This is a genomic window from Pseudoalteromonas piscicida, from assembly GCF_000238315.3.
Taxonomy (GTDB): domain Bacteria; phylum Pseudomonadota; class Gammaproteobacteria; order Enterobacterales; family Alteromonadaceae; genus Pseudoalteromonas; species Pseudoalteromonas piscicida.
Genome location: NZ_CP011924.1, coordinates 4,023,617 through 4,039,873, shown reverse-complemented (window position 1 = coordinate 4,039,873; position 16,257 = coordinate 4,023,617). Strand labels below are relative to the sequence as shown.

Sequence of the window (16,257 nt, the reverse complement as noted above, 5' to 3'; positions counted from 1 at the left end):
TCGCTATACTTGCATCAAATGGTGAGTATTAGGAGGCACAATGGCATCAATGACCGCAAAGCAGGTGGCATCACTTGCAAAATCAGGAGAGCCGACAAGGAAATCCGACGGAAAAGGACTCTACTTTGTCGTTCCAGACTCGGGAGCGCCCTATTGGGCCCTTCGATATAGTGGAAATGGCAAACGTAAACAAATGACTCTGGGGCAGTACCCTGGTATGTCGTTGGCCGATGCAAGATCAGAAGCCGAAGTGTTTAAACGTGACTTAAGGCAAGGCGTAGATCCCCTCATTGCAAAACAGCGTCAAAAGTGGACTGGTATCATATCGGTCGATGATTTATTTGAGGATTGGTATAAAAACGATTTAGAGCCAAGGCTAAAGCATCCCAACATTCCAGCGCGAATATATCGGAAGGAGATTAAGCCGGTCATCGGCGAGTTTAAAATCCAGGACGTCACAGCTCTGGATGTTCGAGAGATAATTCAAAGAGTTAGGGATAGTGGCCGTTTGACCATTGCCAATGACACGCTTGGTTACATGAAGCAACTTTTCAAGCACGCATTAAAGCTTGAGCTAACCGCCAATAATCCCGCTGCACCGTTCACAATAAACGATGCTGGAGGGCTCGAAAAAACTCGTAAGCGAGCATTAGAGCTAAATGAAATAGAGAAAATATTTAAAGTATTTCGTAGTCATCTAAACAGTTTTGGTAGAGAGAACTATTTATTGTGCTATCTCTTCTTGGTACTAGGTAATAGGAAGAGTGAACTGTGTGAGGCTCCCTGGTCAGAGTTCGACCTAGAGGAATCTGTCTGGCATATCCCAGAGTGGCGGGTAAAGACAAGCATCGCTATATCTATTCCTCTGCCAAGCCAAGCAATGACATGGCTCAGTGAGCTCAAAGTAAGATCGATGGGTTCTGAATACGTTTTTCCAGCCCGACGCCGAAGCAATCTATTACATATGGGACCTGATACCCTGAATAGCGCAATCTCAAAGTTGTTTGGACGAGAAGCTGGGAGGAAGATTCAGCCACCCAACGTGATGTGTGACATAGAGCATTTTACAGTACATGACTTACGGCGAACATTCAGGAGTCTAGCTGCATCAGTAGGAACACCAAATCACGTCGCTCGGTTGTGCATCAATCACCGGCAGGGAGGAGTTGACGGGATATATGACCGGTATGAGTACTTTGGAGAACGGAAAGCTGCTCACCAGAAGGTAGCCGATCTAGTTACACCTCTCATTCATCTGGAGTAATAAGTTATCCTTCATGGAACAAGCTAAATCTGACACTGCTTGTTCCAGCGGCTTAGTTTAGGCCAGATGTGCAACGTTCCCATATATCTTCTAGTTAACCGTGCAACGGCCCCACATACGCTCCCAGACCAACGAAAAAGTCCGCATACAAGTGATTTGGCCTTCATTTTGTTCAGTAAACGCCCCAAATTGGGCTTTGGTCGGTCCCTATCGTGCAGCCATCCCATAGGTTTAAGGGGTTAATCGTGCAGCAAACCAATATGCCCAAGGTTTAACGTGCAACGTTCCCACATATGTCACTGGCAGTGGTGTTACATGTCACACTTTACATTCGTGACATGTAACGAAACATAAATATCTTTTTAAATTCATTTATATACATTCAACCAGCAACACCAACCCAGGTCAAAATCTGGAAATTTCCTTCTGACTATACCGACAAGACATTTGTCCAAATCGGGCAGTTTGGCGTGCCAAACTCGGTAGTTATCAGCGGGATAATGGCTCCGTCCACTAAGTACGGAGTTATTTTTATGAAGTTAAATGGCATTGAACTGCTCAACCTAGCTGGAGCACATGAGCTAAGAGAAGTTTGGGTCGTCAGGTTAGATCCCCCCGATCAGCCCGGCAATCGGGGGCCAGATGGTGACCTGCTCTGGCCGGAGGTTTTGCTGTGCAAGAGTTCTGACGATGCAACTCATTTGGCTGAGTACCTAAGCAAAGCAGCCTTTGATGATTTTTCTGATTTTATGGCCGCAGAAGAAGACGAGGAAATCCATTCAGAACCTCAGGACGCAGATCAGTACATAGTTGCGCTCTGTAAAAGCGTTCAAAGGTACAGATACGCATGGCTGGTAGAGCCGAGTATCAATAGCATCTCACAAATCACCTTGCTCAAGGAGGCTTTTCAACATGATTAAAAAGTCATTGAGTTTGCTGGCCTTTACACTAATTGCATACTCAAACATTACACTTGCTCAAGAAAGCGCCACTGTTGGCCAAAAATCCTCACAGGAAAAGCGCACCCAAAAAGAAACCACGTTGAACGATGAGACAAGCATGGAGTTACAACGCCAAAAGGGAGAGGAAGCAAGAAAAGGTGAGGAAAAAAGAGACACGACTTCCACGTCAGTTCGAAATGCAAGCGAAGCTTCATCTAGGCAGCAATATCAAAATGCTAACCGTCTTTCAGTGAAAACAGCACCACTTTCTATTCTCTTAGAGCTATTTGCCTATGTCGAAAAAGGCAAATCTGTAAGAGGGAAAACAGCAAACCTCATCAGAAATTGTTCGCTCATTACGAACCCACAAGCGCCACAATTTCCAGAGCTAGAACCCAAACCCCTAGTTACAAGCGTGCAGGCCTGTATGGCCTGGAACAAAGAAAAAACACTGGGACAATGCCAAGTTGAGTTGCAGCAGGCAGCTTTCAACTGGACGACCACTGGCATGCCTTCATCCATAAGAGTTCCTTCTGAGCACCTGAAAAGAGAGGGCGTCTGCTGGGTGACATACGGGCTTGTAGCAGAAGCAACGCTAGATGACATATCAAGCGGGATTTCGGTCAACGGAAGTGACAAGTCCGAGATAAAAATGGCACTTGCCAAGGCGATGAGTAAACAGCTCATACGTAATGACTTGCCAGAAAAGGCCTTGAAGATAATAGATAGACAATTTGGAAGGAACTGCGTAGTGCCATCGACACGAGGGTATAAGTATGAAGGAAAATACGAATGGTCTTGTGGCTCTTTTTCTGCTGTTCCAAAAAATCTGTCAGCATCAATTGGCGAGTTCACTATCTTTGGCCGAGGAAACTCACTCTTTGGAGAGTCATGGGAGCTGGAGACATCATTAAATCACGACACACTTTTTTCATTATCGACTACCAGAACTAACTCAAAAGAAGCATCAACGTCTAATGCTCAGTATGCAAGCACCGACAACCGCTCATCCAAGTCCCGTAATCTTTCAATGAGAACGTCCGAGCGCTTACAAACTGAGGAAGCATTCAATCTCAGCAACTCCACGGAGGCAAGCTTCACAGTGTCTCAGCCAGGCATAAAAGGAGGTAATTAAAAATGAAATCTGTACTGTATGGCATCATCATTGCCTGCCCAATCACAGCCATTGTGATCTACTTTGCCTTAACTGGTAGGCAGGAAGTTCTTATCCAACAAAAAACACATGAAGTTCAACAACAAATCCGCTCGGAAGAGTTTCATCGTGACTTCTCTAAGGCTTGGGCTGAGTTTGATTCACCCAACCAGCATGATAAGGCCCTCCTCTCGTCGGAAAACGCTGAAAGGAACGAGCGAATAAAGCAGCTCAAAAAACTTCGCTCTCAGTTGGAAGCGGATAACGGTGAGTCAATGGATGACCTCAAAGGAGACTTAGCAGAGATGAGAAAAGCATTGAATGAAGCTGAGAAGGAAAAATAGAGGATAAATGGCGTATAGAGAATAATAACACTTTCCTTAAATTGTACTAGCTCAGACTTAATATGACAGTTACCAGATTTTCAGTGTCAAATTAATTCTCAGCTAGTATTGCTAGCACATAGACCCAGATGAATTCTAGCGCTGATAAATTACGATTCCTCAGGAATAGGAACTTGCAGTTCATTCACAAGAGTATTTTTTGACTGATACTCTAATCTACTCCTTTGAATTTTTAACTTACTTAATAAAGCGCTATGAGTAACATCAAAATCATTAAAAATTGTGGACCAACTTTTGACGTAAACTCGTACTCGTTCATCAGCACCAGATACTAAGCCAGCACCACCTTTACCAGCGAGATCTTTCAATCTTCTAAGTATTTGAGTGTCATTCTTAGATATCTTTGTACCTACAAGAACAACATCAAACCGCATTCTTTCATCATTAAATTCTGGGTGTTTAATCAAAACTTCAGCATAGCGCTCAGCCTGTGACAAATGCTTTTTGTTCAGCGCAATACTGGGTCTCTTTATCTCAATAATTGTACATTTTATAAACTCTTCTTGAGTCGAGTGGTCAAGAGTAATCATCTTACGGGCAAGGAATAAATCAACCTGTCCATTTGCACCCTCGATAGTCGCACCTTCAATCAAATCACTCGAATTAATTTTGTCCCCATCTAGTACCTCTATATCTGATTCTCTAAGATTTTTAGCTGTCTTAGAAAAATCATCTTCTTCAGCGCCGATAGTTGTATATTGAGAGCCAAACAACCATGTGTTAGCTTCGATAATACCCTGCAAATCTGGAGTTTCTAGAACCTCTTTAGCATGTTCCTTGAATAGGTACTTCATTTTTTGTATGACTAAATCACGCTTTTGAAGATGTCCAATTGTGCTAATTATGCTGTCGAGTTTGGATTTACTTATTTGAGAAGCAAATTCGCCTAAGCGCTTTTTATCCAAATCTAAAATGCTTTCTAGCACATCGAATAGACTATCATTTTCACTAGACGTGGAGAGCCTATCCAGCAAAGCGATTATAATTTTAGTTTGTTTAGCCTTTAAGCCATTGAAGGTAGATGGATCTGCCATACAGATGCTGGTGACGAGCTTCTTAGTATGCTCTATTCTTACCAGTCTATCTGCATCCTGCTCCCATTGATACACAGGGAAGTACCCTTTTGATTCGAACTCATCTACAAGCTGAGCAGCTCTTTCTCTTAGGAAAGTCTGATAAATTTCATCTGTTTTTTTATGTAGTTCTTTTAGTAGTTTATCTAGAACTTTAGCCCCATCATTTTTTTCGTTATCCATAAAAAGATCGTTGTTTAGGGACGAAGTTGCTTGAAAGTCATTAAACCATTCAGATTGAATATAACCGCTTATGAAAAAATCATTCTTATAGTTAAAACCTGTGAGACTTCTATGTTTCTGTCGATCTTTTAAATCTCTGAAATAGTTATAGGATTTCTCTCCAGATGGCTTATTCAACCGCTGAATAATACTCGATGAGAACTTATTTCCATCGATTTCTATAGTATCTTTAAATAACTTGTGTTGAGGAGAGGTTAAAGGATGACCATTAACTGATATACCGATTTCAGAGCAAACTATAAGCTTCCAACCGAATTCATTTGAAAGTGAATGAATAACATTATCAATTGACGGTATTTTTTGAGATTTATCACTAGTTATACCGGAAAGAAAAACTGATGTTCCGCTACCATCTTTAACACTATTTTTTACTTTATCAGTACCGTCCAAAGGCTCAAATTTGTAAGTTTTTATGCTACTTGAATTAATTTCAATACGTGCATTTTCACCATTATTTCTAGTATACCAAGTTGCTGTAGCTGCATATTTGTGAAATGAATAGCGCCCTCTTCCCTGACTACCTTTCAAAGTCGCATGTTTTTTTGAAGAATCATCCCAATTGTCAAAGTTTCGATCTAAATTATGAAAGTCTATGCCTTCACCATTGTCATGAATCTCAATTGATTCAACACCACCAAGCTCACCAGTGGTATTAATAATTACATCTACGTTAGAAGCGCCAGCATCCAAGCCGTTCCAGATGTATTCGCTCAGCATTTTCCAAGCAGGGATTGCGCCAAATCTTTTTTTTATCGAAGCATCAGTAATACCTGTTGTTCGCTCTTGGGACATATTCACAGACACATCCTTTCATCTTTAATTTTCATGCGGAACATCTTAGCCTAATTTACGAAAACTATTAACCTTAGCAGAGCCTTGGTGATCAATCCATCCCTGGAGCCATTGCTTGATGGCTTGCTCATTCATCCAGAAGGTTAAAGCATCAAGGTTGACCGAGGGGCTGTTGCATTTGTCTAGTTATGAACGCGATTCTTGGCTTTGGACTGTTTGCTTTCAGGGTGGCTGACCTTCATGTGTATGATGATTCACTTGTCAGGTTGGCTTGGCCGACCTGTTCATCGTTTGCACATTAAGTTGCATCAAATTTCTCAATAAGGTCTTTTAGCTGGTCTCTTTGCGACCCAATTGAAGCCTGTTCTAAGATCACTAGCAGGAAAATAGTGAAGGAGCTCTATTTCAGAAATTGACTCTTTAGAGCCAAACTTAAATGCAGATTAAGTATGAGATATTATCCAGTTGATTGATATAGGCAGGAAATCTGCCTATATCTGAGATAGTTATAACTAAACACAAACATACACCAGTTATATTTTTTATTCCTTCAATAGAACATCAGATTGTTTAGCATCAACTTTTACAAATGTGCATTGATCTATTTTACTTCTATACGAAGCTCCCAACTTCCTGCCCACATCTTCCATACTAGCCTCTGAGACTTTGGCCGGGTCATAGACGATATGACAGAGTTTTTCGCCCTTGTAGGGTTCTAAAGTGAACGTTACGCCATCGACTCGATCAGGGTTGGCAGCACACCCAGCCAAAGAGAGCATAGATGCGGTAGTCACTGCTAAGATTGCTTTTTCCATTTCAGTTTCCTCATTTTCTTGAATGTAATTCTCAACGACCAATTGACTTGTTTTTGTCACGGTCGATTCTTTTTTCACTGTGTTGCTGATGCTGGATTGACGATACCGCTTGGCGTTCTTTTTCTCTCGATTGAGCCTGGGATATAGATTTTTGATGTTCTGGGCGAGGCTGATATTGGCTGTACTCTTTCTTGGCAGAGTGAGATAGCTTGTTATAGGTACTAACTATCAGCTTATCAGCCTCCTTCTGTTGGCCGCTTTGCTCCAACCGTTTGGCATTGCTTATCCCGTCTGACATCAGTCCATGCCGCTGTTCTGTTTTGACCTCTAGTTGAAGGCGGGATAACTCAACACCTAGGGCCTTTGTCATTTTCCCAATATCTTTTTTTAGTTCCTGGGCTGCTTGTTGCTGCTTAGCGTTATCTGACTCAAAAAAGATTTTCTGGATAGCCTTTGCAGCCATCCACACCATGGCTCCTGCTGCTTCAGTGAAAATATCGTTCTCCAGATAACCTCTTTGATAGTTAGAAAGCGTTTTAGATAGCCAGTTATCTTGAGTTGGTTTATCGAGCCCCATGCTTTCAACCTGCTTCATTAGCAACTGGACAGAATCAACAATTTTCATCTGCTGCTCAGATAGCTGTCGATACTGCTCATTCATATGAGCAAAATCAAAAACACTGGTTTTAATCTGCTCATCTTTAATGAGATGACTATTCATACCCTGCATCATCGATTTGGCCGCTGATTCAAGCTGTCCAACCAGCTTATTCGGGTCAGAAACATCAGCTTTACTAAGCTCCTGATAGAGTGCGGCAATTTTCGCTTTTTCATTCAGTTCCATTCTAAATACCTCTTAATGACGATGTTTTACGTGTAGATTTCCGTTAACCCACTCTGCGCTAATGAAATTGTTGGGTTCGAGAATGTGTTCAAAATGGCTAGCTGACGCCTCTATGTCTGCATGAAAGCGCTCGATATCAGCCTGATAAGTCCGCATTTCATCCACAAGACTGGACAGTTGAGAGTACAGAACAGGGGTGGGCTCTCTTCTGAAAATCTTTCTGAAAATACTGATAATCATTGAGTCCCCCTTTGATACTAAGAAGCAATAGGTTCGAAGTGATCTCCCCACTCCATGATCTTCAAAAAGTCATCGGTGTTATCGACTCTGGCGAGTCCACAATATGTTTTCGTGTATCGACCATCGAGGCTCTTCAATACCGTGAAATGAAGAGGTTCACCAGATTCTGCTCTTGCAGCGGTTACGCCTCGCCTTTGATGAATGTGAGCATCATTTATTGGAAGTACCAGTCCGTTCAATTGAATCTCTGCCGCCATAGTGTCCTCATTTATCTCTACTCTCTTTGACTAATATTTTCTCAGGTGAGCAAGCTTTAGATGGCACGCCAAACTGCCCAATTTGGACAAAAAGAAAGGGGCCTGAGCCCCTAAAAGAATGAGTGGAGAAGTTGAATTCGATGATCTAGCGTTTGTGTTCACCAGCTTCTATCTTTTCGCGAGAAAAGACTGTGGGACAACGTGACAGATCCGGTTTTCCATAACCATTCACAGCCTCTGATCTGCTGCATATGTAGGCATCAAACCGACCTGCGGTTTGCATCATTTTTTCTTTGGCCTTCATTGACTCGCTTGCCTTTTCTAGGTAATCACAGGCAGGATAAGACCAAGTTGCGAGTCCTGAATGGCCTGCCGCATATGTAGAGCAGGTTTCTCGCTCCGTGACTTTCTCTGTGTAACTTGCAATACCACTTCCTTTTTTCTGGAGTTGAGTCTGAATAGTTGAGTCGTGCTGGTACGGACCGGGATAGCTCCAATAAGGCACCTGATAGTTGTTGAATGCAGGAGAGTACACCGACATAAACCCACGAAGACCCTCGCTTTCGCCAGCAATGTAATCAGCAACACGTTTCCAGTTACCGTCTGTCCATTTCAAACAATGGTAACCTCCATCCGCTTGACGAGGTTTAGCTCCCAGCGCGATAGCGAGCTCATCAATTTCGATGTCACTATCCTGGCTGCTACTACCTGTACCAAACGCTGCACACATACCACCCACGAGCATTACGGAGATAACACTGGAGCGCCCAATTGCGAACGGTCTGATATCAAACGCATCAAAGTATCCAGTTCGTTGATAATTATAGAAGTTGGCAGCAATCATATTCATTGCTCCAGATCTGGATTGCATGTTTAACACATCACGAGCCATTTTAAGCGCACTATCCCAACCAACTCGCGATGCCGCCGCTGCAATAAGACTGCCCATCACGTCATTGTCATGAGCCGAGATGGTGTATTGAACAGATGAAACTGGCGTCCGCACTGCACAGTATTAGTAATATTCATTAAAGGCTAGATCCTTACGCGCTTGAGGAGCGGCTTCATTGTGCTTCACCAAGAATTTATCCAAGTTCAGCTCCCGACCGTTCTCTGTACACTCATTACCTCCGTTGATTAAACAACGCTCATAAAGCTCAACTGTGCTTTTGAAAGAGGCAACGTTGGTAAGCGTATAATGGCTGATGAAATCGTCTACTGATAACATTTGACCAGAATCATTAAAGCAATCATGGAATCCGTACTTCATGGCCTTATCAACTTCGTCGGAATAGCGATCTATTTTTGAAAAATTTATCTTCTTTTCTTTTTGGCGTCGCTCATCGTTGGCTGTGCGGATGCGCTCCAAGGCTTTACTTTGATTATTCGGATCTAGCAGCTCCTCGGTCCAAGAGTTAAAGGTTTGCCACTCGGCACCTAAATTTGCCACCATCTTAGCTGCCGAGTTGAATGCCTCCTCACTGCCGAAGTCTTCCTGTCTGAATCCAACGAGTTTCATGTCGGCTAGTGCCGCTTGTATGTCCGGATCTGTTTTTTCAATTTTCTGGACCGACGTATCTGTCTTAGTCTTTCCGGCGATGTTAGGCATGGTCGCGGAGCAACCTGCCAGTGCAGTCATTACAACTATTGACGTAAAAAGAACTTTCACTTTTAGATCTCCCTTTTGGTTCTGTATCCATTCCATTTTTAAATAAAAGGGCAGTATAGCCCGTACGCCAAACTGCCCTTTTTGGACAATAGACTGCAATTATCTTGTTAGACTGCGTTCACTGTCGCCTCTTGATATACCTTTAGCCTGAGATTTACCAGTTGTCTGCGTTGACGAGCGTCCTGACTCTGGTTGTTGCCATAGCTTATCAATCAAGTGATCCAGCGGTTCCAGAGACTGGTAACGGCTTTCCTTAGCCGTCTGTTTTTGACCTGATCGCTGCTCTACAGCTCGAACTAGCCCTTCTTTTGAATCGGTATAGAGATACACGCGGTCCTTTGCTCTTGATATCTGCACGTAGAACTGTTCCGTGTTCAATAAAGCTTCCCGGTTGGTTTCCGCGTGCACAAACACGTTCTGGGCAGTCTTACCTTGGGCAGTGTGAACAGTCATGGCGTAACCGTGATCCCAATGGGAATTAGCCAGTTTGGACATGTCAAACTCACCAGTTTTACCACTTGAAAGTCTGAAGGTTACGTTCGTACCTTCTATCTTCTCAACCGTGGCCGTGTCATTGTTCAATCGTCCAGTTGGCTTATCATTATCACGCCACACGATCTTCTCACCAACGGCCAAACCACTTTCAGCTAGGTTGAACATCTGGATGTTCTTGGCCGCATAGCGTTCAGGGGAGAAGCGAATCAGCTCAGTCTGCTCATTGGCCCCGAACTTCTTAAGCAAGATATCGTGGTTATCTCGACCAACAACCTGATAATAGAGGCCCTTCTTGATGCCCTCACGCTTGAAGCTACGCGCAAACCGGACGATTTGCCCATTTTGATACGATGTCACCACACGCCGTTCAGCTTCGGTTGCATCGACTGGTGATAGCTGGTTAGTATGCAGCTCTTCGCCCAGAGCACCTTCTTTTTTAAGGGCATCACGAACTAATTCATTCGTGCGACGACGGCCCTCTCGGCTTGGTTCGAGGATAATACTTTTGGCTCGTTCCTGCGGCGCAAGAGCCATGTAGTCCGTCACAAGCTCTTGTCTGCGGGCTTCACCGCTTTTCTCATGGTCAATTTTTCCACTTTTCTTATGCGCGACCAATTCTTTTATCGTGCTGCCACTCTCCTGTAACCGACTTAGAGCATTAGAGGCCCTTTTCATTAGGGAGAGGTATACCGCATCCCTTGTTCCTCGGTTCGTCTGCCGAACGATTTCTTCCAGATGGTAGGTTTCCATCCCGTAATTTTGAAGCTGCCTGAAAGCAGCACCAGCTTCGACTGAGGCTAGCTGACGAACATCACCGGTCAATACGACACGAGCCCCCGATTGCCCCGCACGTTGCAAGAGGTCTCGCATTAGCTTGGTTCCTACCATGCTGGACTCATCCACAATCCAAAGTTGAGGAGTTTTTTCCAACATTTTTCCAAGACCGTCACGTTCTCCCTGTAACTCTGATCTTTCATATTGGAGTTCGTCGAGTCGTTTCTGATAGAGCGGCGAATTCTCGGGAATTCGAACCCCAGTCTTTTCATCAACATATGGATTGGAGAGGGCTTTTTCGATTTGCTCTAACCGTTTATCAATTTTATCGATCTGGGTATGAGTTTTCCGTTCTTGAACCCACTCGTTGCGGTTTTGTGCCAGAAAAGACTGAATTGTTCCAGACTGAATTTCAGCACCATCAATCAAACTCTGACCAGCAGAATTCGTAGGGGTAAGCCCCCGAACCTCATACCCCATATCCCTCGCGGTCTCAGCTACAGTTCGTAGGACGGAGGTAGTTTTAGCCGTACCTGCGAACCCTTGCACTCCAACGATCCGATTTTCTGTGAGCAGAATGCCCTCGGTAGCTCTCCGTTGGTCAGCGCTCCACTCGTACCCCAATTCGTTGGCTTTCTCCTCGGCATTAGAAATGGCCGCAGCCGCCTGTTCCCGGCTGCACAATGCCTGAACTCGGTCGCGGCCAAGGTATTCCTCCTTGATCACCTCATCCTCGATGGCGATGGCCGCTTTCGACGTATATCCCCGAACATCAATCTCTTGCTTGCTGACCTTATCAAAGGTTCTAACCGACTTCTCTATGAGCTGACCACTGCGAATTGCAGCATCAATTGCATTCGTTACATCAGAAAGTAGTACTCGCGATCCGGCATAACGGCTAGCCACTTTGACTAGATCGTGGTGTGCCCAAGACGTATCACGTTCTCCAAGGTGCTCAGTCGCCCACATGACGGCTTCGTTGGCTAATTGAACCCGCGCCAAAATCGCCTCGGATTGCCGCTCCAGGGATGGGGTATTCTCCCGAGACAGAGCTATGACCCCTTCCAATTCTGTCAGCTTCTCTTCACCCAATTCTGCATGCCAGCGATTCAGAAGTTCACCACGCTCAGCAGCGACTTTTCGATCCCGCGTGTCGAGCGTGGCGGTCTCCTTTTCCCCAGCCGTGGCCGTTTCACGAGTCTTTCCCCTAGTCTCCAGCGCATCTCCGATTGCCTCTGATCGTTTCGACAGTTCACGTACAATATCTTTACTTACCCCAGCAATCTCCCAGGTCCCATCTTTACCCTGGTGCTCTAGTCGAAAGCCCAGTGAACCAACCTCTTGAGCGAGAAATTGACGGTAGACCAGACCAAGGTGCTTTTGGTCAATGAAGATTGGTTTATTCTCCGTTGAGCGCCACTGGCCGTCATTTCGCTGTGTTAAGTTCATTACCACGCAGTGTGTGTGAAGCTGAGGATCAAGGGCACGACTGGTTGTGTGTTTGAAAGTGGCTGCGACCAGCGAACCTGTTTTCTCGTATTCAACGGTATCCTTAGTACGGTTGCGATTCCTTGTGACAATATATTCGCTCTCTATATATTGAAGTACCGCTTGGACAGCCCGGTCATGGGCTTCGAGAAGCCGTTTGTCGCCCGCTACCTCTGCCAGAATAGAAACACTCTTAGGTGCTGAAAAAGTGAGGTCGGTCCCTGGTTGATGTTTCCATTCGCCGTCACGGAAAGTGCCAACCTGTTGACCGTCTGGGAGCCGCCCATCCAGAAGTGATTTAAAAGTTTCCCGCTCCACCTCACCAACAAGACTGAGAGCCTCAGCTCCAGAGCCTACCCATGCGGAAGGAGATAGCCCGTCTACATAGTAGTCATCATGCTCAAAGTAATGACCGGCAGCTCCGGCACTTTTAATAGAAGACGCAGACATCATGATTTTTTGCCTCCTTTCCCAAGCAGGCCAAATACCAAATCATCATCCATTCCAACCGTTCCCAATACTGAATTTAGTTCCTGCTCTAAGTCACTTGGGCTTGGTATTGGCCTTTTAAACTCATCAACGTCCCGCTCATCGGAAATCTCTTTCGGAACATAGCCAACATCAGCTTCCATTTTTAAGGCTCGTGCGGCATTGAGCAGGCGCATACCAACCGTCTCATTCTCATCACCTTGAATAAAACCGTCAGCGATCTTCGGAAGCCTCAAGAAAGGAATATCAATACGGGCTTTACTCTCCACACCCCAAATTTTGACAAAACAAGACAAATCAGGCAGATCCATGATTTCACTGGGAAGAACAATTTTTCGGTTTTGACGTTTAGAACTGACCCGAACGCCGTCTCGAATGTCATCGGCGGAGTAGTTTAAGTCTTCATCAACTTCCTCACGCTCAGCTTCACCAAGTACCTTGGAGACCCATTCCGCAGTGTCGGCATTATTCAAACGGAAATGAAGCTGCGTGGAGCATAAGCCAAGTATGGTTTTAGAGGTGTTTTTCCCGAACTCTTCCTCTAGCTGGTTTATTTCCTGAATACCCAAAACAACAGCCGCACCGAAACCCCGCCCTTCGGCCATCAACATTGAAAGAGCAGGAATTTTTTTGAGGCTTGGTAGCTCATCGACAACAATCCAAAGAGTCCGTTCGTTATTAACCCCACGCGCCATCAACCCTTTGGCCGCAGCTTGTATCCAGGTCGAGATGAGAGGTTTCTGTATTTCTATTTCAGATTCTCGTACTGGTAAGAACAACCAACTATCATCGGCATTAGTTTCATCGCCTTCTGCTATCCAATCTCTTATTGAGAAGAATCCTTTTTTATTCTCTTCTTTCAACAGGCGAAGTGGACGAACACCATCTACGATGGTTGAACGGATACTTTCGAGAGTTCGCTCGTTATCTTCATTGAAATATGTCGCTGCTGGAGTGCCTGCAACCAGTTCTTTGAGTAACTCAAGGTCATTCCACGCTGTCGCCCGAAGAAGTGAAAGCAATGACTTCGGTCCATCTAGATATAAATTCTGAAGTGCGGCTGAAACAACGGCTCTGGCAGCGGATGTAAAGAATTTCTCAGAACCGCTATTACTATTAGAACTGGGTAAAAGTGTCTCAGCTATCCAGTCTGCATCGAATGGTGAGGCCATTTCTTCCCATGGAGTCCATTGGTGTGAGCGGCTATCTGCCGGATTGAGTATGTGATCAACTCTATCCCGGTAGAACATCTCTACGAACTCGCCTTTCTTGTCATATACCACGGCTCGGTCTCCACGAGCACGAATAGCTTTAAGCAAATGAGTTAGTGCAGTAGATTTACCGGCCCCGGTGGTGCCACTAATCAAGGTATGCTTTTTTGAAAATCCTGTGGGTAAAGGGAAATCGCCGAGGGTTAAATCAGAAACACCATGCTTTTCTACGATTTCTCCTTTCAATTTTTCGGCTGAAACAAGTTTCGCACCTCGAATATATTTGTCTTCTTTGATTTCCTTACCTCTTTTAACGGCCCTAACAACAAGATAAACACCAATAGGCAAGTACAATACAAAGAGCGAAATGAAAGCCAATCCAAAGGATTTGAGAAGCTTAACAGCAGCTTCCTGGAATAGTGGTTCATTTATCACCACAGAGGATGGCAGAGAGTCGCGTCCATCTAGGGCAACACAGGTTCCTATAGTCACGCTTGAAAATGGTTGTACTAGTCCCTTCAATTGTGCCCAAAGATATGTACTGGCGTTTTGCAAGACACATTCATCGGCGTCTATTCCGATGTATAACAGGCCACCGACAATCGCCAACAAAACACCAGGCAGAAAGATCCAAATTCCGCTGAATAACAACATCTGCTGGCTATGAAGCCATGTATCCGCACCACGAACAAAGTCACCGACTCGACCTTTTCTAATCGTTGCCATTTTCAGCACCTCCAATGAAATACTCTCGCAAAGCATTTGTGCGAGCTGAAATGACCTGTTTAGCCTCAGCCATTTCATCCTCAGAGCAGGTCTTTTTGAGCAGAAAATCGGTGGTTGCTACGTTGATCGACAGCAGGTTAATTAGCTGCTGATAAATCTCCTTCTGATCCACTTGTACATTTCTGATTTCGTGCAGTGTTGAGTCATTATTTAATGCCTGCTCAATCAAAGACACCGCCGTTTTACTAACCGTTTGCCCTGATTCTTTAGCTAGTTCCTTCAACAAAATATGTACTTGTCTAGGTGGATATATTTGTACGCGGTACGCCTTAGAAACTCCCATTGTAGTCCCCCTTATCCCTGATTCTCTTGCGTGTGACTCCTATGCAACTCTGCATGTGCAGCGGCACAGGGAGTCCCCTCAGAAGGCGCTACTGCGCCGGATGAGACAGACCACTCGCGGTGAGTGGGGTGTGGAGAAAAATCCGGGCGAAGCACGGCTTTTTCTTGCTGTGAGATGGGGTCCCCGAGCGCTAAGCTCGGGGTGATTGAAGAAAATAGTTCCGCTAGTTTTCTGGTAGAATATTCGCGTCGCTCTGCTGCCAAAAGTGCCAACTGAGAAGCTATGGTATTGATTGCATCAACGGCGGTACTAGATTCAGCAGCGATCTCTAATATTTTTAGATAGCTGCTACCGCAGCAATGCAGGCAGGTATAAGGGTTGTTAAGACTAAATTGATTACGCATCACTTAGCCTCCTGCCATCGGATATCAATGGAATCACAGTTTGGTAAATTGAGCTCCGCCATTGATTCATAAGACCGACTGATGGCTGCTGGTTCATCTGGCCATAAACCATGTTTACCTTCATTTTTAGTTTTTAATGTTACTGAGCAAACAGGTCTCTTACCTCGATTATCCCATTGAAATTTAACTTCAGGATTAAGATACCGGCCATGAATCACTATGGAGTCACACTGATACTTGTAAATGGTCTCCCGAATCTCACCAAGATCTTTCTTAAATTGATCCGAGTTGCCAGTATCGTGAGACACGTTGCATGACTCATTTCCGTTTTTTTCGTGAATAACGAACAGGTCGCGGGCATTAAGGAAGTAGTGGTCCATCGTGATTGAATCAATGCTTTTGGTTGTACAACCAGCCAGCATACCGACAGCGACGAGCGCAGTAGTTAAAGTGATCAATTTCATTGGTTTATCTCCTGATTGATTAAAATCAGGATTATTTTTACTTAGAGGGGAGTCATTGTTGGCACGCCAAACTGCCCAATTTGGACAAATCAGAAACTGGGTAAAATTAGGCAGATATCACCCAAAAACCACCTGTTGATGGCTTTCTGATGTAGCGCAGCCACAACT

General features: G+C 44.6%; 15 protein-coding genes. 4 read left to right on the top strand and 11 right to left on the bottom strand.

All coding sequences use genetic code 11. The features are described from left to right. Positions 1-40 precede the first annotated feature (40 nt). The 4 genes from PPIS_RS18320 to PPIS_RS18305 all read left to right on the top strand — a co-directional run bounded on the left by PPIS_RS18320 (position 41) and on the right by PPIS_RS18305 (position 3,702). On the top strand, positions 41-1,264 hold the full coding sequence (locus tag PPIS_RS18320) for a tyrosine-type recombinase/integrase (RefSeq protein ID WP_010377317.1): 1,224 nt from the start codon (positions 41-43) through the stop codon (positions 1,262-1,264). 533 nt (positions 1,265-1,797) lie between these two features. Further along, complete coding sequence (locus tag PPIS_RS18315; protein WP_010377315.1) at positions 1,798-2,184, top strand: hypothetical protein; 387 nt, start codon at positions 1,798-1,800, stop codon at positions 2,182-2,184. Beyond that, a complete protein-coding gene (locus PPIS_RS18310; RefSeq protein WP_010377313.1) occupies positions 2,177-3,340 on the top strand; it encodes a hypothetical protein in 1,164 nt (387 codons plus the stop codon). Before PPIS_RS18315 ends, PPIS_RS18310 begins: the two co-directional genes overlap by 8 nt. Positions 3,341-3,342: 2 nt before the next feature. Next, entirely contained in the window at positions 3,343-3,702 is a 360-nt protein-coding gene (locus tag PPIS_RS18305) for a hypothetical protein (RefSeq protein ID WP_010377311.1), read from the top strand. A 149-nt stretch (positions 3,703-3,851) separates the two neighbouring features. Here PPIS_RS18305 and PPIS_RS18300 read toward each other — a convergent pair whose 3' ends face one another. The 11 genes from PPIS_RS18300 to PPIS_RS18250 all read right to left on the bottom strand — a co-directional run bounded on the left by PPIS_RS18300 (position 3,852) and on the right by PPIS_RS18250 (position 16,089). Beyond that, positions 3,852-5,870 carry an ATP-binding protein gene (locus PPIS_RS18300; protein WP_036957588.1) on the bottom strand — a complete coding sequence of 673 codons (2,019 nt, stop codon included), beginning with the start codon at positions 5,868-5,870 and terminating at the stop codon, positions 3,852-3,854. Positions 5,871-6,412: 542 nt separating this feature from the next. Further along, positions 6,413-6,745 carry a hypothetical protein gene (locus PPIS_RS18295; RefSeq protein WP_010377307.1) on the bottom strand — a complete coding sequence of 111 codons (333 nt, stop codon included), beginning with the start codon at positions 6,743-6,745 and terminating at the stop codon, positions 6,413-6,415. Next, positions 6,717-7,529 (bottom strand): hypothetical protein, encoded by an 813-nt coding sequence (locus PPIS_RS18290; protein WP_010377305.1) that lies wholly within the window; start codon positions 7,527-7,529, stop codon positions 6,717-6,719. Before PPIS_RS18290 ends, PPIS_RS18295 begins: the two co-directional genes overlap by 29 nt. Positions 7,530-7,786: 257 nt before the next feature. After that, positions 7,787-8,026, bottom strand: a complete 240-nt coding sequence (locus PPIS_RS18280) for a hypothetical protein (protein WP_010377302.1) — start codon at positions 8,024-8,026, stop codon at positions 7,787-7,789. Positions 8,027-8,171: 145 nt separating this feature from the next. Then, positions 8,172-8,978, bottom strand: a complete 807-nt coding sequence (locus PPIS_RS25450; protein ID WP_249031227.1) for a hypothetical protein — start codon at positions 8,976-8,978, stop codon at positions 8,172-8,174. 63 nt (positions 8,979-9,041) lie between these two features. Beyond that, positions 9,042-9,695, bottom strand: coding sequence for a hypothetical protein (locus tag PPIS_RS25445; RefSeq protein WP_249031226.1), 654 nt, complete (start codon positions 9,693-9,695; stop codon positions 9,042-9,044). Between the two features lie 99 nt (positions 9,696-9,794). After that, a complete protein-coding gene (mobF, locus tag PPIS_RS18270) occupies positions 9,795-12,905 on the bottom strand; it encodes a MobF family relaxase (RefSeq protein WP_010377294.1) in 3,111 nt (1,036 codons plus the stop codon). Beyond that, positions 12,902-14,878 (bottom strand): type IV secretion system DNA-binding domain-containing protein, encoded by a 1,977-nt coding sequence (locus tag PPIS_RS18265; RefSeq protein ID WP_010377292.1) that lies wholly within the window; start codon positions 14,876-14,878, stop codon positions 12,902-12,904. The genes mobF and PPIS_RS18265 overlap by 4 nt, the downstream gene beginning before the upstream one ends. Next, positions 14,865-15,221: a hypothetical protein gene (locus tag PPIS_RS18260; protein ID WP_010377289.1), complete on the bottom strand. Its 357-nt coding sequence runs from the start codon at positions 15,219-15,221 to the stop codon at positions 14,865-14,867. Before PPIS_RS18260 ends, PPIS_RS18265 begins: the two co-directional genes overlap by 14 nt. A gap of 11 nt (positions 15,222-15,232) precedes the next feature. Then, positions 15,233-15,625, bottom strand: a complete 393-nt coding sequence (locus PPIS_RS18255; protein ID WP_010377287.1) for a hypothetical protein — start codon at positions 15,623-15,625, stop codon at positions 15,233-15,235. Beyond that, positions 15,625-16,089, bottom strand: a complete 465-nt coding sequence (locus PPIS_RS18250; protein ID WP_010377282.1) for a hypothetical protein — start codon at positions 16,087-16,089, stop codon at positions 15,625-15,627. Before PPIS_RS18250 ends, PPIS_RS18255 begins: the two co-directional genes overlap by 1 nt. Between the last annotated feature and the right edge of the window lie 168 nt (positions 16,090-16,257).